The organism is Streptomyces sp. NBC_00028 (assembly GCF_045041065.1).
In the GTDB taxonomy this organism is placed as follows: domain Bacteria; phylum Actinomycetota; class Actinomycetes; order Streptomycetales; family Streptomycetaceae; genus Streptomyces.
In genome coordinates this window covers 7,306,606-7,324,602 of record NZ_CP108293.1, presented here as the reverse complement: position 1 = coordinate 7,324,602, position 17,997 = coordinate 7,306,606, and the positions used below count along the sequence as shown (strand labels likewise).

The window sequence follows — 17,997 nt, the reverse complement described above, 5'->3', positions numbered from 1 at the left end:
CCCGCACCCTGCGGAGCAACTCGCGTAAAAGGGGCGAGCCCCGGACCGGAGTCCAGGGCTCGCCCCTTTGAACGCTGCCGACGCCTAAGGCGTACTACAACTCGTCAGTTGTCGTCCTCGTCGATCAGGAACCCACGCATCGGCGAGGGAGCCTGCCCCATCGGCGACGGACCCTGCGGCCGGACCGGAGCCATCGGCTGGGTCATCGCGGGCGACATCTGCTGCTGACCGCCGTAGGACGGAGCGGCCGGCGCCGGAGCACCGCCCATGCCGCCCGGGTTGCCACCGTACGACGGGGCGCTCGCACCGGCCGGAGCCATCGAGGGCGCCGGGGACGGCGGCAGCGACGCGGTCGCCGGGGTACGCGGCGGAGCCAGCGAGTCGTCGGCCTGGGTCTCCAACTGACGCAGCTGCGACTCCAGGTAGGACTTCAGACGCGTGCGGTACTCGCGCTCGAAGCCGCGCAGGTCCTCGACCTTGCGCTCCAGCGTGGCGCGGGCGGACTCCAGGGAGCCCATCGCGACGCGGTGCTTCTCCTGCGCGTCCCGCTCCAGGGCGTCGGCCTTGGCACGGGCGTCACGCTCCAGACCCTCGGCACGCGAACGGGCCTCGCCGACGATCTTGTTGGCCTCGGAACGGGCCTCGGCGATCGCCTGGTCGGCGGTCTGCTGGGCCAGCGAGAGGACACGGGCGGCGCTGTCGCCACCGGGGCCCTGACCGGGGCCGCCCATCGGACCGCCCATGGGGCCGCCCATCGGGCCACCCATCTGCTGCTGCATGGGCGGCTGACCACCCATGGGGCCCTGACCCATCTGACCCTGGCCCATGGGGCCCTGGCCCATCGGACCCTGGCCCATCGGACCGGGACCCTGCGGGCCACCCTGGCCGCCGCTCGGGCCGGCAGGCAGCTGCGGCGCACCGCTCGGCAGCTGGGGCGGGCCGCCCATGGGGCCACCCATCTGCTGCTGCGGCGGGCCAGATATGCCGGCGGGCACGGGGCCGCCGGGCCCACGCATGCCCTGCTGCGGCATCCCCTGCTGCTGCATGCCCTGCCCGGGCATCCCCTGCTGGGGCATGCCCTGCTGCTGGTCCTGCGGACCGGGACCACCAGGACCCTCGGGGGGCTTGCGCATGTTCTGCTGGTTCTGAGCAGCGGCACGCGTCGCCGCGGCCAACTTGGCGCGCAGGTCCTCGTTCTCGCGCAGCAGGCGCGTCAGTTCGGCTTCGACCTCATCGAGGAAGGCATCGACCTCGTCCTCGTCATAGCCTTCTCGGAGGCGGACGGTCGTGAACTGCTTGTTCCGCACGTCCTCGGGGGTCAACGGCATCTCTTCACCTCAACGTAGTCATCGGCAGTCGGCAAGACCGTATCGTCCACTGTCACCTCGCGAGATTGCCCACGATAGAGATCAAGATGTAGACGATGATCATCAGTACGAAGAAGGACAGGTCGAGCGCCACGCCCCCGAGACGCAGCGGCGGAATGAACCGCCGCAGAAGCTTCAGCGGTGGATCGGTGACAGTGTAGGTGGCCTCCAGGACGACCACCATCGCCTTGCCAGGTTGCCACGAGCGGGCGAACTGGAAGACGTAGTCCATGACCAACCGGAAGATGAGCACGATGAGGAACACCATCAGCGCGATGTAGATCACCTGCGCGAACACGCTCATGGTCTTTCTTTCCCTCTCCCCTGTTTCGTGCTGTTGCCGGTCTGTCTGTCTCAGCTCTGGTTGAAGAACCCGCCCTCTGCGATACGGGCCTTGTCCTCCGCCGTGACATCGACGTTAGCAGGCGACAACAGGAACACCTTCTGCGTCACCCGCTCGATGCTGCCGTGAAGACCAAACACCAAACCGGCCGCAAAGTCGACAAGTCGCTTCGCGTCTGTGTCATCCATCTCAGTGAGATTCATGATCACCGGGGTGCCCTCACGGAAGTGTTCCCCGATGGTACGGGCCTCGTTGTAGGTCCGCGGGTGAAGCGTGGTGATCCGGTAAGGCTCTCGTTCGGACACGACCTTGGGCATGATCACCGGTGCGTTCTTCTCCAGGCTCTGGCGTTCTTGTGTGATGGACGCCACGGGCGCGATGCGCGCCGGACGTCCGGATTCCGCGGCTAGCGAAGCGGAACGGGCGAGCGGCTCACGAGGGGTGGAGGGTTGTACGATTCGCACCTCTTCGTCCCTTTGGGACTGATGTGCACTGTGCGACTGGTGCACCGGCTCGTGCCGCCGGTGGTCCCGCTCGGGCTCCGGGTCCAGTTCGGGTTCGAAGTCGTCGTCGGGGTCGAAACCGCGGCCGTCGTACCCATCGTCCTCCACGAGGCCGAGGTAGACCGCCATCTTGCGCATCGCGCCGGCCATGCTCTGAGTCCTCCGCTCTGTGGTGGATCTGCTGACGACTGCCAAGTGCCTGCGATCCACGAGGTCGTTACGCCCGCCTTCCGGCGGTAATGACCATATTTTCTGCTGTGGTCCGACTTCTTGGCGACGTTACCCGAGCCTCGCGCGGACTCCGAGTACCGCGGTACCGACGCGTACATGTGTCGCTCCGGCGGCCACGGCCTGTTCGAGATCCGCACTCATCCCTGCCGAGACCATGTTCGCAGCCGGATGGGCTCGGCGCAGGTCGGTCGACAAATCCATCAACCGCTCGAACGCCGCCTGTTGGCGCCCCGCGTACTCCCCGGTGAGCGGTGCGACGGTCATCAGTCCGTCGAGCCGCAGCCCCGGAGCCCCGGCGACGAGGTCGGCCAACTCTTCGATTCCGCCGGGCGCTACGCCACCCCGCTCCCCGCGCTCGCTCGCCTCCGCGTCGAGCGCGACCTGGAGCAGACACCCCACCTCGCGCTCGGCCCGTACGGCCTCCTTGGAGAGAGCCGTCACCAGCTTCGAACGATCCACGGACTGTACGAGATCCGCGTAACCGACCACAGAACGCACCTTGTTGGTCTGAAGCTGACCGACGAAGTGCCAATTAAGGGACAGATCAGAACATTCGGCGGCCTTGGGAGCCGCGTCCTGATCCTTGTTCTCGGCGACGTCGCGGACACCGAGTTCCGACAGGATCCGCACATCGCTCGCGGGGTAGGTCTTGGTGACCACGATCAGGGTCACCTCTTCGCGTTTGCGCCCCGCGGCCACGCACGCGGCAGCGATGCGCTCCTCCACCCTCGCCAGGTTCGCGGCGAGTTCGCCCTTACGGTCCGTCATGCTCTCTCAGTCCAACCAGACATATCCCGCGAGTCGCCCCGTGGTGCGATCGCGACGGTACGAGAAGTGGTCGCCCGATTCCCGGGTGCACACCGGCGACTGCTCCCGGTCGCGCACCCCGAGCCGGTCCAGCTGTGCGTGCACTCCTGCGGTCACGTCGACGGCCGGGGTGCCCCAACTCGTCTCGGCGTACGCCGCGGGCTCGATCGCGGCGACGTCGGCGCGCATCTCCTCCGGCACTTCGTAGCACCGGCCGCAGACGGCGGGTCCGGTGCGGGCGACGATCCGGGCGGGATCGGCGCCGAGTTCGGTCATGGCCCGTACGGCGGCGGGGACGACCCCGGCGATCATGCCGGGCCGGCCCGCGTGGGCCGCGGCGACGACCTGGGCGACCGGGTCGGCGAGCAGGACGGGCGTGCAGTCGGCGGTGAGGACGGCGAGGGCGAGACCGCGTTCGGCGGTGACGATCGCGTCGACCTCCGGTACCGGCCGGTCCCCCCACGGCTCGGAGACCACCGCCACCTCCGCCCCGTGCACCTGGTTCATCCACACCACCCGCGCCGGGTCGATCCCCAGCGACTTGGCGGCCAGTTCACGATTGACGCGGACGGCGTCGGCGTCGTCGCCGACCGCCCCGCCGAGATTGAGCTCCTCGTACGGAACGGCGCTCACCCCGCCCCACCGGTCGGTGAAGGCGAAGTGCGCGCCGCTCACGGTGTCGCGCCGTCCTATCACTTCAGGAAGTCCGGCACGTCCAGTTCCTCGGCCGCGCTGTCCGAGTAGGTGCGCGACGGCGGGACCGGCGGGGCGACCGGGAGGTCGGCCACCGGCTCGGGCGCGGGCTCCGGCTCCTCCTTCGGCGTGACACTGCCGAGCGAGCCGAAGGACGGGCGGGACTCGGTCTGCCGTACCGGAGTGGGCTCTTCGCGGCGGGCCGAGGTGGAGGCCGAGCCGAGGACGTTGTCCCGGCGGGCCGGCGGCTGGCCGCCGTCGAAGCCGGCCGCGATGACCGTGACCCGGACCTCGTCGCCGAGGGCGTCGTCGATGACCGCGCCGAAGATGATGTTGGCCTCGGGGTGGGCGGCCTCGCTGACCAGTTGGGCGGCCTCGTTGATCTCGAAGAGGCCGAGGTCGGAGCCACCGGAGATGGAGAGCAGCACGCCTCGGGCGCCGTCGATGGACGCCTCCAGCAGCGGCGAGGAGATCGCCATCTCGGCGGCGGCCACCGCGCGGTCGTCGCCGCGGGCCGAGCCGATGCCCATGAGGGCCGAACCGGCCTCGGACATGACCGACTTGACGTCGGCGAAGTCGAGGTTGATCAGACCGGGCGTGGTGATGAGGTCGGTGATGCCCTGGACACCGGAGAGCAGGACCTGGTCGGCCGACTTGAAGGCGTCGAGGACCGAGACCTGGCGGTCCGAGATGGACAGCAGCCGGTCGTTGGGGATGACGATGAGGGTGTCGACCTCTTCGCGGAGTTCCGCGATGCCGTCCTCGGCCTGGTTGGCGCGGCGCCGGCCCTCGAAGGTGAACGGGCGGGTGACGACGCCGATGGTGAGGGCGCCGAGGTTACGCGCGATGTTGGCCACGACGGGCGCGCCGCCGGTGCCGGTGCCGCCGCCCTCGCCGGCCGTCACGAAGACCATGTCGGCCCCCTTGAGGACCTCCTCGATCTCCTCGCGGTGGTCCTCGGCGGCCTTGCGGCCGACGGCCGGGTTGGCGCCGGCGCCGAGTCCGCGGGTGAGTTCACGGCCGACGTCGAGCTTGACGTCGGCGTCGCTCATCAACAGCGCCTGCGCGTCGGTGTTGATGGCGATGAACTCGACGCCCTTGAGACCGACCTCGATCATCCGGTTGATGGCATTGACACCACCGCCGCCGACACCGATGACTTTGATGACTGCGAGGTAGTTCTGCGGTGCTGCCACGTCGAAGGCCTCTCGCCTCGAGTTACGTGTCGTCGTCTCGCGTGGTCATGCGATACGCGACGGATGCCGAATGGGACGGTCCATAGTGCCGACCCGAACCCTAACGTTGAAGTTTAGGGTTACCAGTGTGTGTGTTCCCTGGAGTCTTCTGAACAGGACACTAAGTCGACAAGTGGCGCACGTTCAACGAACACGCCGAACCTCCCGTTTTTCTTTTCACCCTATGTGATCAGCCGTAGCGGTAGCCAACCAGGGTGCTGGCCTGCGCGGATGTACGTCAACTCCCTGATGACGCAGGGGCGGTGGGAACCGAGACGTCGAAGTGCCGCGCATCGGGCGCCGCTTTCAGCAGGGCGGTGAGCGTACGGGCCTTCGCCGCGCCCTTCTCGCCGCTCCCCCACGCGACCGTCCGGCCACCGCTCAACTCCAGCGAGATGTCGTCGTACGAACGCACCTTGACGGTCCGGGTCGTTCGCGCGACGGCGGCCGGAAGGTCACCGGCGACGCGGACCGCCTCGCGCACCAGCCGGTCCGTGCCGAAGCGGCGCAGACTCGCGGCGGAGGAGCCCGACCCGGAGACGGTCAATTCGAGTGCGGGGATGCCTTTCGGGGCCTGAGAAACCGTGGCAAAACGGACGCCGCCATCGTCCACTTCGACAAACTTTCCGCCCTTTTCGACAATCAGGACGGGAGTGCGCTCGACCACTTTCAGTCCGATTCCGTGCGGCCAGGAGCGGGTCACATCAACCGAGTCAATTCGGGGCAATTTCCGGAGCAACCGTGCCTCGATCGCATCGGTGTCGACGGAAATCAGCGGCGATCCGAGGGGCACGTCGGCCGCCTCGCGCACCTGTGCGGGCGTCAGCACGTCGGTGCCGGAGACCGACACCCGCTCCACGCGCAGCCATTGGGAGCCGTACAGGGCCCAGACGCCTCCACCGCCGAGGAGCACCAGCGCGACGGCGAGGATGATGATCGTACGAAGCCCGGGCGGCCTCAACCGGCGGGCAGGGGGCGGGGCGGACGACGACTCCTGCTGGCGTTCACCGCGTTCGGCGGTGGTCGGTCCGGCCACGCTCCCTGCCCTTCGGTCATACGTTCCTAGTGGCGTGCACGGTTGGCGGCGATCGCCTCGTACACCATGCCGACGAGCAGGTCGTCGGCGTCCCGGCGGCCGAACTCGGCGGCGGCGCGGGACATCTGGTACAGCCGGTGCGGGTCGGCGAGCACGGGCAGGACGGTCCGCTGGACCCACTCCGGGGTGAGTTCCGCGTCGTCGACCAGCAGGCCGCCGCCCGCCTTGACCACCGGCTGGGCGTTGAGCCGCTGTTCACCGTTGCCGATGGGCAGCGGGACGTAGGCGGCCGGGAGTCCGACGGCGGAGAGTTCGGCGACGGTCATCGCGCCCGCGCGGCAGAGCATCATGTCGGCCGCGGCGTACGCGAGGTCCATCCGGTCCACGTACGGTACCGGGATGTACGGCGGCATCCCCGGCATATGGTGCACCTGCGGCAGTTCGTTCTTCGGGCCGACCGCGTGCAGGATCTGGATGCCGGCCTGCTGGAGCCAGGGCGCGACCTGCTGGACGACCTCGTTGAGCCGGCGGGCACCCTGGGAGCCGCCGGAGACCAGCAGGGTCGGCAGGTTCGGGTCGAGGCCGAACGCCGCGCGGGCCTCGGGGCGGACGGCGGCCCTGTCGAGGGTGGCGATGGTGCGCCGCAGCGGGATGCCGATGTACCGGGCGCCGCGCAGCTTGCTGTCCGGGGTGGAGACGGCGACCTGGGCGGCGTACCGCGAGCCGATCTTGTTGGCCAGGCCGGGGCGGGCGTTGGCCTCGTGGATCACGATGGGCACACCCAGGCGCTTGGCGGCGAGGTAGCCGGGCAGGGCCACGTACCCGCCGAAGCCGACGACGGCGTCCGCCTTGGTGCGCTCCAAAATCTGCTCGGCGGCCTTGATCGTGCCGCGCAGCCGGCCCGGGACGGTGATCAGCTCGGGGGTGGGCTTGCGTGGCAGCGGTACGGCGGGGATCAGCGCGAGTTCGTAGCCGCGCTCGGGGACGAGACGAGTCTCCAGGCCGCGCTCCGTGCCCAGGGCCGTGATTCCCACGGTCGGGTCCTGCCTGCGCAGGGCGTCCGCGAGGGCGAGCGCGGGCTCGATGTGGCCGGCGGTCCCCCCACCGGCGAGTACGACATGCACCGAAATTCACCGCTCTCCGGACGTACGTGCCGCCGAGGCACGCCGTCGCATCGTGTTCCATCTCCGCGGCTCCCTGTTGCGAGCGGAGCCCCCGGCACCCCGCTTTCTACCAAAGCGAGGTTGCCGCATCGCAAGCGCGGCCCGTGCACCGGGTTCGTCGCGTGCGAAGGCGATCAGCAAGCCGATCGCGAACATGGTCGGCAGCAGGGCGGATCCTCCGTAGGAGAACAGCGGGAGCGGGACACCGGCGATCGGCAACAGGCCGAGCACCGCACCGATGTTGATCACCGCCTGTGCGGTGATCCAGGTGGTCACGCCTCCCGCGGCATACCTGACGAAGGGGTCCTCCGTGCGGCCGGCCACGCGGATACCCGCATAGCCTAGAGCCGCGAACAGGGCCAGTACCGACAGCGTCCCCGCCAGGCCCAGTTCCTCACCGGTGACGGCGAAGATGAAGTCCGTGTGCGCTTCTGGGAGTTGGCCCCATTTTTCCACACTCGCACCGAGCCCGGAGCCGAAGATTCCGCCGGAGGCGAGGGCGTAGATGCCGTGCACGGCCTGCCAGCAGTCGGCGCCCCCCGACTTGGGCTCGGTGGCGCCGATGCAGGCGAGCCGGGCCATCCGGTTGGGACTGGTCTTGATGAGGATCAGGCCGATCAGCGCGGCGATCGACAGCACCCCCACGAACAGCCGGGTCGGCGCCCCCGCGAGCCACAGCAGGCCGAACAGGATCGCCGTGAGGATGATCGCCGTCCCCATGTCGCCGCCGAGCATGATCAGCCCGAGCAGCATGAAGGCGACCGGGACCAGCGGCACCAGCATGTGCTTCCACTGGGTCAGCAGCCTCTTGTCCTGCTTGCGGGCCAGCAGGTCGGCGCCCCAGAGCACCAGCGCGAGCTTGCCGAACTCACTGGGCTGGATGAGGAAGGAGCCACCGAGCGCGATCCAGTTCTGGTTGCCGTTGATCGACACTCCTATCCCCGGCACCTGCACCAGCGCCATGAGGAAGACCGCGCCGGCCAGGATCGGATAGGCCAGCGCCCGGTGCAGCTTGACCGGCATCCGGGAGGCGATCAGCAACAGCACCCCACCGATCGAGGCGGCGAGGAACTGCTTGCGGAAGAAGAACGAGCCCGGCTTGGACAGTTGCAGCGCGGTGATCTGGGAGGCCGAGTAGACCATCACCAGACCCAGCACGGTGATCAGCAGACTGCCGCCGAGGATCAGGTAGTACGCGGTCAGCGGCCGGTCCCAGGCCTTCTTCGCACGCAGGTAGAGCTGTCGTACGGGGTTGTCGCGCGCGGTCCGGGGAGCGGCGGGCCGTCTGACGGTCCGCTGCACGGGCGGTCGGCCGGTACGGCTGCTGGGCATCAGAGCCTCCGCTGGTCGGTCAGGAGCCGAGTTCGCGAACCGCCTCCGCGAACGCGTCACCGCGCTTGTTGTAGTTGGTGAACATGTCCATGGAGGCGCAGGCCGGGGCCAGCAGCACCGTGTCGCCGGGCCGAGCGAGCCGCTTCGCCTCCGTCACCGCCTGGAGCATCGCCCCAGTGTCGGTCCGGTCGAGGTCGACCACGGGTACTTCCGGCGCGTGTCGCGCGAGGGCTTCGCGGATCAGGGCCCGGTCGGCGCCGATCAGCACCACACCCCGAAGTCGCTTGGCCGACTTGGCGACCAGCTCGTCGAAGGAGGCTCCCTTGGCGAGCCCGCCGGCGATCCACACGATGGACTCGTACGCCGCCAACGAGGCTTCCGCGGCGTGGGTGTTGGTGGCCTTGGAGTCGTCCACGTACGCGACGCCGTCCACGTCCGCCACGTGCGCGATGCGGTGGGCGTCCGGGGTGAACGCCCGCAGACCGTCCCGTACGGCCTTGGCGGGCACCCCGAAGGCGCGCGCGAGGGCCGCCGCCGCAAGGGCGTTGGCGATGTTGTGCGGGGCGGGCGGGTTGACGTCGGAGACCTCGGCGAGCTCCTGGGCGTTCTTCTGCCGGTTCTCCACGAAGGCGCGGTCGACCAGGATGCCGTCCACGACGCCGAGTTGGGACGGGCCGGGCGGGCCGAGCGTGAAGCCGATGGCCCGGCAGCCCTCCTCGACGTCGGCCTCGCGCACGAGGTCCTCGGTGGCCTTGTCGGCCACGTTGTAGACACAGGCGACGCGATTGCCCTCGTAGACACGGCCCTTGTCGCGCGCGTACGCCTCCATCGAGCCGTGCCAGTCGAGGTGGTCCGGGGCGAGGTTCAGGACGGCCGCCGAGTGGGCGCGCAGGGAGGGCGCCCAGTGGAGCTGGTAGCTCGACAACTCCACGGCCAGGACGTCGTACTGCTCCTCGCCGAGGACCGCGTCGAGGAGCGAGACGCCGATGTTGCCGACGGCGGCGGTGCGCAGTCCGGCGGCCTTCAGGATGGACGCCAGCATCTGCGTGGTCGTCGTCTTGCCGTTGGTGCCGGTGATCGCGAGCCAGGGGGCCGCGTCGGGGCCGCGCAGGCGCCAGGCGAGTTCGACGTCGCCCCAGACCTCGACACCGGCTTCCCGGGCGGCCGTGAACAGCGGCTTGTCGGGCTTCCAGCCGGGTGCGGTAACGATGAGTTCGGTGCCCTCGGGCAGGGTGGCGCCGTCACCGAGGCGGACGGTGACGCCGAGCGCCTCCAGCTCGGCGGCCTGCTCACGCGCGCGTGCGTCGTCGCCGTCGTTGACGACCGTGACGAGCGCCCCGCGCGCGTGCAGCGCCTTGGCCGCCGGGATGCCGGAGACGCCGAGTCCCGCGACGGTGACGTGCTTGCCCTGGAAGTCCGCGGACACCGTGGAGGTCACTTTTCTGCTGCCCATCCCGCGTAGAAGAGACCCAGGCCGACGATCACACAGATGCCCTGGATGATCCAGAAGCGGACCACCACAAGAACCTCGGACCAGCCCTTGAGTTCGAAGTGGTGCTGGAGCGGTGCCATGCGGAAGACGCGCTTGCCGGTCAGCTTGAAGGAGCCGACCTGGATGACGACCGACATGGTGATGAGGACGAACAGGCCGCCCATGATGGCCACGAGCAGCTCGGTGCGGGAGCAGATCGCCAGGCCCGTGAGGACACCGCCGAGGGCGAGCGAACCGGTGTCGCCCATGAAGATCTTCGCCGGCGAGGTGTTCCACCACAGGAAGCCGAGGCAGGCACCCATCAGCGCCGAGGCGATGACCGCGAGGTCCAGGGGGTCTCGTACCTCGTAGCAGGCGCCCGGGTTGGTCAGGGTGCCCGCGTTGGCGCAGGACTCCTGGAACTGCCAGACGCCGATGAACGTGTAGGCGCCGAAGACGAGCACGGAGGCACCGGTGGCCAGGCCGTCCAGACCGTCCGTCAGGTTCACGCCGTTCGACATCGCGAGGATCATGAACAGCGCCCAGACCACGAACAGCACCGGGCCGATCTTCCAGCCGAAGTCCGTGATGAACGACAGCTTGTCGGAGGCCGGGGTGTTGTTGCGGGCGTCCGGGAACATCAGCGCGAGCACCGCGAAGCTGATGCCGACGATCAGCTGGCCGGCCATCTTCGCCTTGGCCCGCAGGCCCAGCGAACGCCGCTTGACGATCTTGATGTAGTCGTCGAGGAAGCCGACCAGACCCATGCCGACCATCAGGCCGAGCACCAACAGGCCCGAGTAGGTGGGCGGGTAGCCGGTGATGACCTTGGACAGGAAGTACGCGGCGACCGTCGCGAAGATGAAGGCGATACCACCCATGGTCGGCGTACCGCGCTTGCTGGCGTGCTCGCGCGGGCCGTCGTCGCGGATGTACTGGCCGTAGCCCTTGCGCGCGAGCAGCTTGATCAGCAGCGGGGTGCCGACCAGGGTCAGGAACAGACCAATGACTCCTGCGAACAGGATCTGCTTCATCATCGCGCGGCAACCTCACCCTCGGCGCCGAGCAGCGCCGTGGCGACACTCTCCAGGCCGACCGAACGGGACGCCTTCACGAGTACGACGTCTCCCGGGCGCAGCTGACTGCGCAACAGGTCGACCGCCGCCTGTGCGTCGGACACGTGCACCGACTCCTCACCCCACGAACCCTCGTTATATGCGCCCAGTTGCAGCCAGGAGGCTTCGATCCCCCCGACCGCGACGAGCTTGCTGACGTTGAGCCGGACGGCGAGCCGTCCGACCGCGTCGTGCTCGGCGAGCGCCTCGTCCCCGAGCTCGGCCATCTTGCCGAGCACCGCCCAGGTCCGCCGCCCCCGGCCCATGGCCACGAGCGCGCGCAATGCGGCCCGCATGGATTCGGGGTTGGCGTTGTAGGCGTCGTTGACGACGGTCACGCCGTCCGGGCGCTCGGTGACCTCCATCCGCCAGCGGGAGAGGGAGCCCGCCTCGGAGAGCGCGGTGGCGATCTCTTCCGCGGACATGCCCAGCTCATGGGCGACGGCGGCCGCGGCGAGCGCGTTCGACACGTGGTGCTCACCGTACAGGCGCATGGTCACGTCGCTGTCACCGGAGGGTGTGCGAAGCCTGAAGGCGGGCTGTCCCGTGTCCGTGAGTCTCACGTTCTCGGCGCGTACGTCCGCTTCGTCGGACTCTCCGAAAAGGATCACCTTCGCCTTCGTACGGGACGCCATGGCCCGTACGAGGGGATCGTCGGCGTTGAGGACCGCCGTACCGCCTTCCTCCGCCGGCGGAAGCCCCTCGACGAGTTCGCCCTTGGCCTGCGCGATCTGCTCACGGCCGCCGAACTCGCCGATGTGGGCGGTGCCGACGTTGAGGACGAGGCCGATCTTCGGGGGCGTCAGTTCGGCGAGGTAGCGGATGTGGCCGATGCCGCGGGCGCCCATCTCCAGCACGAGGAACTGTGTCTCCTCGGTGGCGGACAGGGCGGTCAGCGGGAGCCCGATCTCGTTGTTGAGCGAGCCCGGCGTCCACACCGTCGGCGCCTTGTGCTGGAGCACCTGGGCGATCAGGTCCTTGGTGCTGGTCTTGCCGGCCGAGCCGGTCAGCGCCACGAGGGTCGCGCCGAGCCGTCGTACGACCTCACGCGCGAGGGCGCCGAGGGCCTTCTGGACGTCGTCCACGACGATCGCCGGCACACCGACGGGTCGTGACGCGAGCACGGCGACCGCACCCGCCTCGACGACCTGGGCCGCGAAGTCGTGGCCGTCGACGCGCTCGCCGACGAAGGCGACGAAGAGACTGCCGGACCCCACTTCTCGGGAGTCCCGGACGACCGGCCCGGTGACCTGGACGGACGGATCCGGTATGTCGTGCGTCTGCCCGCCGACGACTGCTGCGATCTCGGCGAGAGAGAGGGCGATCACAAGTTCATCCCTGGGTCTTCTGGATGGCTTCTCGAAGCACCTGGCGGTCGTCGAAGGGACGGACCACCCCGGCGATGTCCTGGCCCTGCTCATGGCCCTTGCCCGCGACCAGCACGGTGTCCCCGGGCCGTGCCCGGGCGACGGCGGCGGTGATCGCGGCGGCCCGGTCCTCGAAGACCTGGACCTCGCCGCGCTCGTGCACCGGCACGGACGCCGCGCCCTGGAGCATGGTGGCGAGGATCGCGAGGGGGTCCTCGGAGCGGGGGTTGTCGGAGGTCAGTACGGCGGTGTCGGCGAGCCGCGCCACGGCGGCGCCCATCGGCGCGCGCTTGGTCGTGTCCCGGTCGCCGCCGCAGCCGAGCACGACGTGCAGGCTGCCCTCGGTGACCTTGCGGAGCGCCTTGAGGACCGATTCGACGGCGTCGGTCTTGTGGGCGTAGTCCACGACCGCGAGATAGGGCTGTCCGGCGTCCACGCGCTCCAGCCGGCCCGGCACGCCCGGCACCGCGGCGACGCCGTCGGCGGCGGTCTGCGGGTCGAGCCCGGCGACGGCGAGGGCGACGATCGCAGCGAGCGTGTTGGCCACGTTGAAGGGACCGGCCAGCGGTGACCTGGCGTGGATGCGCTCGCCCTCGGGACCGATCGCGGTGAACGTCGAGTCCATCGGGCCGACCTGGACGTTCTCGGCGCGCCAATCGGCGTCCGGGTGGCCCTCGGCGGAGAAGGTGACCACGGGGACCGTGGCCTCCGCGACGAGCCGCCGGCCGTACTCGTCGTCGAAGTTGACGACGCCCAGTTTGCTGCGTTTCGGCGTGAACAGCTGTGCCTTGGCCCGGAAGTAGTCCTCCATGTCGGAGTGGAACTCCATGTGTTCCGGGCTGAGGTTGGTGAACACCCCGATGTCGAAGACACAGCCGTCGACCCGGCCGAGGACCAGGGCGTGGCTGGAGACCTCCATCGCGACGGCCTCGACACCGCGTTCGCGCATGACCGCGAACAGGGCCTGGAGATCGGTGGCTTCGGGGGTGGTGCGCTCGGACTTGATGCGCTCGTCGCCGATCCGCATCTCCACCGTGCCGATCAGACCGGTGTTGTTCTTGGTCTTCAGCCCGCCCTCGACGAGATAGGCGGTGGTGGTCTTGCCGGAGGTGCCGGTGATGCCGATCTGGAGCAGATCGCGGCCCGGGTGGCCGTAGATGGTGGCCGCCAGCTCGCCCATCCGCGCGCGCGGGTCGGCCACGACGAGAACCGGCAGTCCGGTCGCCGCGGCGCGCTCGGCGCCGGTCGGGTCGGTGAGCACGGCGACCGCGCCGAGGCCGGCGGCCTGGGTGACGAAGTCGGCGCCGTGCAGGCGGGCGCCCGGGAGGGCGGCGTACAGGTCGCCGGGGCGGACCGCGCGGGAGTCATGGGTGATGCCCGTGACCTCGGCGGTACTGTCCGGCTGCTCGGCACCCAGCTGATCGGCGAGTTCCGCGAGGGGTGTGGCGGAGACCCGGACCGGCCGGGGCGGTCCCGGATATGTCACGGGATGGCCCTTCTGGGTGGTTTGGGACTGATCAGCGTGTGGCACGGCGGTGAGCGTACCGGGCACACCCGCTTCGGAGCGAAGCGAGGGCGTGGACGTGCTCTGGTTCCCGGAATCGGGAGTGATCGTTGTCACGAGGTGGTTCCTGGCTGCTCGTACTGATCAGGGTGTGAAGGTGACGGGAAGAGAGGCGGACTTGGTTCCCGTCGGCGGGACCTGGAGGGACTTCAGGGCGAACTCCATGACCTGCTTGTAGACGGGGCCGCAGATCTGACCGCCGAAATAACTGCCCCTGGTGGCGTTCTGGATGGCGCAGTACACGGTGATCCGGGGGCTGTCGGCGGGCGCGAACCCGGCGAACGACGAGGTGTAGCCGTGGTACTTGCCGGTGGCCGGATCCACACGGTTGGCCGTACCCGTCTTGCCCGCGACCCGGTACCCCGGAATGCGCGCCTTGGCACCGGTGCCCGCCTCGTCGTCCACGACCGACTCCAGCATCTGGGCGAGGGTCTTCGCCGTCTTCGCGCTGATCACCCTTGCCTTCTTGGGCTGCGCGGCGGGCGTGAAGCGTCCGTCGGGCCCCTGTGTGCCGCGCACCAGGGTGGGTTCGACACGTACGCCGCCGTTGGCGATCGTCGAGTAGACGGAGGCGGCCTGCATCGCGTTGAGGGAGACGCCCTGGCCGAAAGGAATCGTGTACTGCTGCGAGGTCGACCAGTCCTGGGGCGCCGCGAGGATGCCCTTGGTCTCACCCGGGAAGTCCAGCCCGCTGTAGCTGCCGAGGCCGAACTTGCGCAGGTAGGAGTAGAGGATCTGGTTGGACTGCGCCTGGGTCTTGCCGAGTTGGCCGGTGGCCAGGATGGTGCCGATGTTGCTGGACATGGCGAGCACGCCGTTGAGCGTGAGGTACCAGGTCTTGTGGTCGATGTCGTCCTTGAAGAGGCGGTCGCCGCGGTGCAGCCGGTTGGGCACGGTGACATGCGTCAGCGGCGTCGCGGTGTTCTCCTCCAGTACGGCGGCCATCGACATGACCTTGGCGGTGGAGCCGGGCTCGTAGGCGTCCTCCACGGCCCAGTTGTGCAGGGTGCCGGGGTCGGCCTGGGAGAGGTCACCGGGGTCGAAGCCGGGTGAGTTTGCCATGGCGAGGATCTCGCCGGTCCTCGTGTCCTGCACTATCACGTACCCGCGGTCCGCCTTGGACTTCTGCACCTGCTCGGTGATCGCGTTCTGCGCGGCCCACTGGATGTCGCGGTCGATGGTGAGCTCGACGTCGCTGCCGGGCACGGCGGGCGTCTCCGTCGAACCCGCCGTCGGGACCTGCCGGCCGCCGGACTGGGCGTACCGGATCTTGCCGTCCTTGCCCGTCAGCAGCTTGTTCAGCTGCTGCTCGACCCCGCCGCCGCCCTTGCCGTCGGCGTTGACCCAGCCCAGTATCCCGGCGGCCAGATCGCCGTTGGGGTACACGCGCTTGCTGGTGGCGACGGCGAAGACACCGGCGAGCACATTGACGCCGGTGCCCTCCTCGGCCTTCGTGGCGAGCGCGCTCCTGAGGTCCTTGATCTGCTTCCAGACCTGCGGTGTCTGCCGCCCGGCGAGCTTGACGTACTGCCCCTTGGTGCGGAGCTTCGCGGTCAGCTCGCTCTGCTCCTGTCCGAGGATCGGGGCGAGCAGCGCGGCGGCCTGCTCGGGCCCGTCGTCGATCTTGAGCTGCTTGCGCTTGAAGAGCGTGGGGTCGGCCGTGATGTCGTACGCGTCCACGCTGGTCGCGAGGGCCACGCCGGCCCGGTCGGTGATCTGGCCGCGCTCGGCGGCCAGGGTGTAGCCGACGTACCGGTTCTGCTCGGCCTTGGCCGCGTAGGTGCTCGCGTCGACGGCCTGGACCTGGAGCAGTCGGACGACGAAGGCGATCATCACCAGGGTCAGGGCGAGGCTGACCATGCGCAGCCGGGGCCGGGGGCTGCCGAGCCGGAGCGGGCGCGGGGCCGTGGCGCGCGGGGGCGCGGGGCGGGGCTGCGCCGGGCGGCGGACCGGGCGGGCGCCGGGTCCTGCGGGGCGCCGGCGGCCGTCGCCCGCGGGCCTGGCGGGTCCGGGCACACGGCGGCGCGGCGGTTCCCTGTCGGACACTTCCGTCACCTGCCGGGGGTCGGGGTCGCGGAGGACGGTTCGGTGGAGGGGGTGGCTGTGGGGGTGGTCGTGGGGGTGGGTACGGGCGTGGATGTCGGCACGGTGGCCGTGGACGCCGTGGGCGTGGGCGTCGGGGACGTGGCCGTGAGGGGCATGGCCTCGGGCGGCCGTACGACCTGGGCCGAGGACTGCTCGGCCGCGGCGCCCGGAACGCCCTTGACGGTGCCGTCCGGGTCGAGGAAGGCGGGGTCGCCGCCGGGGACCATGCCGAGCTCACGGGCGCGGCGCTGGAGGGCGTCGGGGGCGGAGTAGGCGTCGATGTCGCGCTGGAGAGCCTGCTGCTGGTCGGTGAGGCTCTTCGTCTCCTTCTGGAGGTCGTCGAGTTTGAACGACCCTTCGCTGAGCGCGGAGTTCAGCACCAGGAGCCCGATGAGGCCGCCGCCGAGAAGGAGTACGACGAGGAGCACGAACGGAGTGCGGGCGGCCTGGCCGGAGCCGGAGGACGATGGGAGGAGCCGCGCGAGACGAGCCGCCCGCCCCCTCAGTTCGGGTTTCCTGCTCACTCCGCTCCTCACTCGATGTCCGCCCTGATCCGCTCGGCTCCACGCAGCCGCGCGGGGGCCGCCCGCCGGTTCTCGGCGACCTCTTCCTCGGTGGGAAGTTCGGCACCGCGCGTGAGCAGCTTGAGCCGCGGCTGGTACTGCTCGGGGACCACCGGGAGGCCGGGGGGCGCGGTGTTGGCGGCGCCGGCCGCGAACACCTGCTTCACCAGCCGGTCCTCCAGCGAGTGGTACGACAGCACGGCGATCCGTCCGCCCACGTCGAGCGCCTTCACCGCGGCCGGGATCGCCCGCTCCAGGACCGAGAGTTCCCCGTTGACCTCGATGCGCAGCGCCTGGAAGGTGCGCTTGGCCGGGTTGCCGCCGGTGCGCTTGGCGGCCTGCGGCAGGGAGTCCCGGATCAGCTCGACGAGCCGCGCGCTGTTGCTGAACGGCTCCTTCGCGCGCTCGCGCACGACGGCGGCGACGATCCGCTTGGCCTGCTTCTCCTCGCCGTACGCCCGCAGGATCCGCACCAGCTCGCCCGGCGGGTAGGTGTTGAGGACCTCGGCGGCGCTCATGCCGGTCGTCTGGTCCATGCGCATGTCGAGCGGGGCGTCCTGGGCGTAGGCGAAACCGCGGTCGGCCTCGTCGAGCTGCATGGAGGAGACGCCGAGGTCGAACAGGACGCCCTGGACGTGCGGGACGCGGAGTCGGTCGAGAACGTCCGGAAGTTCGTCGTAGACCGCGTGGACGAGGGTGGCGCGCTCGCCGTAGGGCGCGAGGCGCTCGCCGGACAGGCGCAGGGCCTCCTTGTCGCGGTCGAGGGCGACCAGACGGACCTCGGGGAACTGCTGGAGAAGGGCCTCACTGTGGCCGCCGAGACCGAGGGTGCAGTCGACGACGACCGCTCCGGGGGCCTGGAGGGCGGGGGCCAACATGTCCAGGCAGCGCTGGAGCATCACCGGGACATGTCGCGTGTTGCTCAAGGGGCCCTCTCAGGTCCGGCGGGCCGTCCGCACCGCCGGGCCCCCGCCTCCGGGAGAAGGCCGAGCCGTACGTACGCGCCGCGCGCGTGGGGAGATCCGGTGACTGCGCCGGTGTCTCCTGGGGAATTGATGCCGACAGGGAGACCTCGCCTCCCGCTTCGCGTCACTTTAGTCCACGGTGTCTCGCGGTCAATCA

16 protein-coding genes are annotated in these 17,997 nt (G+C 69.8%); all 16 read right to left on the bottom strand.

The features are described from left to right. Positions 1 to 104 precede the first annotated feature (104 nt). Positions 105 to 1,328: a DivIVA domain-containing protein gene (locus OG885_RS32945; protein ID WP_405737880.1), complete on the bottom strand. Its 1,224-nt coding sequence runs from the start codon at positions 1,326 to 1,328 to the stop codon at positions 105 to 107. Between the two features lie 52 nt (positions 1,329 to 1,380). Next, a complete protein-coding gene (locus tag OG885_RS32940) occupies positions 1,381 to 1,671 on the bottom strand; it encodes a YggT family protein (RefSeq protein ID WP_004932337.1) in 291 nt (96 codons plus the stop codon). Positions 1,672 to 1,721: 50 nt separating this feature from the next. Then, a complete protein-coding gene (locus OG885_RS32935; RefSeq protein ID WP_329340175.1) occupies positions 1,722 to 2,363 on the bottom strand; it encodes a cell division protein SepF in 642 nt (213 codons plus the stop codon). A gap of 129 nt (positions 2,364 to 2,492) precedes the next feature. Continuing rightward, positions 2,493 to 3,212, bottom strand: a complete 720-nt coding sequence (locus OG885_RS32930; RefSeq protein WP_405737879.1) for a YggS family pyridoxal phosphate-dependent enzyme — start codon at positions 3,210 to 3,212, stop codon at positions 2,493 to 2,495. 6 nt (positions 3,213 to 3,218) lie between these two features. Next, complete coding sequence (gene pgeF, locus OG885_RS32925) at positions 3,219 to 3,947, bottom strand: peptidoglycan editing factor PgeF (RefSeq protein WP_405737878.1); 729 nt, start codon at positions 3,945 to 3,947, stop codon at positions 3,219 to 3,221. Continuing rightward, positions 3,944 to 5,140, bottom strand: coding sequence for a cell division protein FtsZ (ftsZ, locus tag OG885_RS32920; protein WP_399959278.1), 1,197 nt, complete (start codon positions 5,138 to 5,140; stop codon positions 3,944 to 3,946). Before ftsZ ends, pgeF begins: the two co-directional genes overlap by 4 nt. A 277-nt stretch (positions 5,141 to 5,417) precedes the next feature. Beyond that, the gene (gene ftsQ, locus OG885_RS32915; protein ID WP_405737877.1) at positions 5,418 to 6,215 is read right to left on the bottom strand and encodes a cell division protein FtsQ; all 798 of its coding nucleotides are present in this window, start codon (positions 6,213 to 6,215) and stop codon (positions 5,418 to 5,420) included. A gap of 26 nt (positions 6,216 to 6,241) precedes the next feature. Then, complete coding sequence (gene murG, locus OG885_RS32910; RefSeq protein WP_399959282.1) at positions 6,242 to 7,339, bottom strand: undecaprenyldiphospho-muramoylpentapeptide beta-N-acetylglucosaminyltransferase; 1,098 nt, start codon at positions 7,337 to 7,339, stop codon at positions 6,242 to 6,244. Positions 7,340 to 7,345: 6 nt separating this feature from the next. After that, the gene (gene ftsW, locus OG885_RS32905; RefSeq protein WP_405737876.1) at positions 7,346 to 8,710 is read right to left on the bottom strand and encodes a putative lipid II flippase FtsW; all 1,365 of its coding nucleotides are present in this window, start codon (positions 8,708 to 8,710) and stop codon (positions 7,346 to 7,348) included. A gap of 19 nt (positions 8,711 to 8,729) precedes the next feature. Then, entirely contained in the window at positions 8,730 to 10,163 is a 1,434-nt protein-coding gene (gene murD, locus OG885_RS32900; protein WP_405737875.1) for a UDP-N-acetylmuramoyl-L-alanine--D-glutamate ligase, read from the bottom strand. Further along, a complete protein-coding gene (gene mraY, locus OG885_RS32895) occupies positions 10,145 to 11,218 on the bottom strand; it encodes a phospho-N-acetylmuramoyl-pentapeptide-transferase (RefSeq protein WP_266828289.1) in 1,074 nt (357 codons plus the stop codon). The genes murD and mraY overlap by 19 nt, the downstream gene beginning before the upstream one ends. Next, the gene (gene murF, locus OG885_RS32890; RefSeq protein WP_405737874.1) at positions 11,215 to 12,624 is read right to left on the bottom strand and encodes a UDP-N-acetylmuramoyl-tripeptide--D-alanyl-D-alanine ligase; all 1,410 of its coding nucleotides are present in this window, start codon (positions 12,622 to 12,624) and stop codon (positions 11,215 to 11,217) included. The genes mraY and murF overlap by 4 nt, the downstream gene beginning before the upstream one ends. Before the next feature lie 4 nt (positions 12,625 to 12,628). Further along, positions 12,629 to 14,149, bottom strand: a complete 1,521-nt coding sequence (locus OG885_RS32885; protein WP_405737873.1) for a UDP-N-acetylmuramoyl-L-alanyl-D-glutamate--2,6-diaminopimelate ligase — start codon at positions 14,147 to 14,149, stop codon at positions 12,629 to 12,631. A gap of 162 nt (positions 14,150 to 14,311) precedes the next feature. Beyond that, entirely contained in the window at positions 14,312 to 16,273 is a 1,962-nt protein-coding gene (locus OG885_RS32880) for a peptidoglycan D,D-transpeptidase FtsI family protein (RefSeq protein ID WP_405737872.1), read from the bottom strand. Between the two features lie 5 nt (positions 16,274 to 16,278). Then, entirely contained in the window at positions 16,279 to 16,836 is a 558-nt protein-coding gene (locus OG885_RS32875; RefSeq protein WP_405737871.1) for a septum formation initiator family protein, read from the bottom strand. 8 nt (positions 16,837 to 16,844) lie between these two features. After that, positions 16,845 to 17,801, bottom strand: coding sequence for a 16S rRNA (cytosine(1402)-N(4))-methyltransferase RsmH (gene rsmH / locus OG885_RS32870; protein ID WP_399959293.1), 957 nt, complete (start codon positions 17,799 to 17,801; stop codon positions 16,845 to 16,847). Between the last annotated feature and the right edge of the window lie 196 nt (positions 17,802 to 17,997).

Coding starts and splice junctions, on each gene's coding strand:
- OG885_RS32945 (WP_405737880.1), bottom strand. CDS start 1,328: ATGCCGTTGACCCCCGAGGACGTGCGGAACAAGCAGTTCACGACCGTC.
- murD (WP_405737875.1), bottom strand. CDS start 10,163: ATGGGCAGCAGAAAAGTGACCTCCACGGTGTCCGCGGACTTCCAGGGC.
- OG885_RS32940 (WP_004932337.1), bottom strand. CDS start 1,671: ATGAGCGTGTTCGCGCAGGTGATCTACATCGCGCTGATGGTGTTCCTC.
- OG885_RS32935 (WP_329340175.1), bottom strand. CDS start 2,363: ATGGCCGGCGCGATGCGCAAGATGGCGGTCTACCTCGGCCTCGTGGAG.
- OG885_RS32930 (WP_405737879.1), bottom strand. CDS start 3,212: ATGACGGACCGTAAGGGCGAACTCGCCGCGAACCTGGCGAGGGTGGAG.
- ftsW (WP_405737876.1), bottom strand. CDS start 8,710: ATGCCCAGCAGCCGTACCGGCCGACCGCCCGTGCAGCGGACCGTCAGA.
- mraY (WP_266828289.1), bottom strand. CDS start 11,218: ATGATGAAGCAGATCCTGTTCGCAGGAGTCATTGGTCTGTTCCTGACC.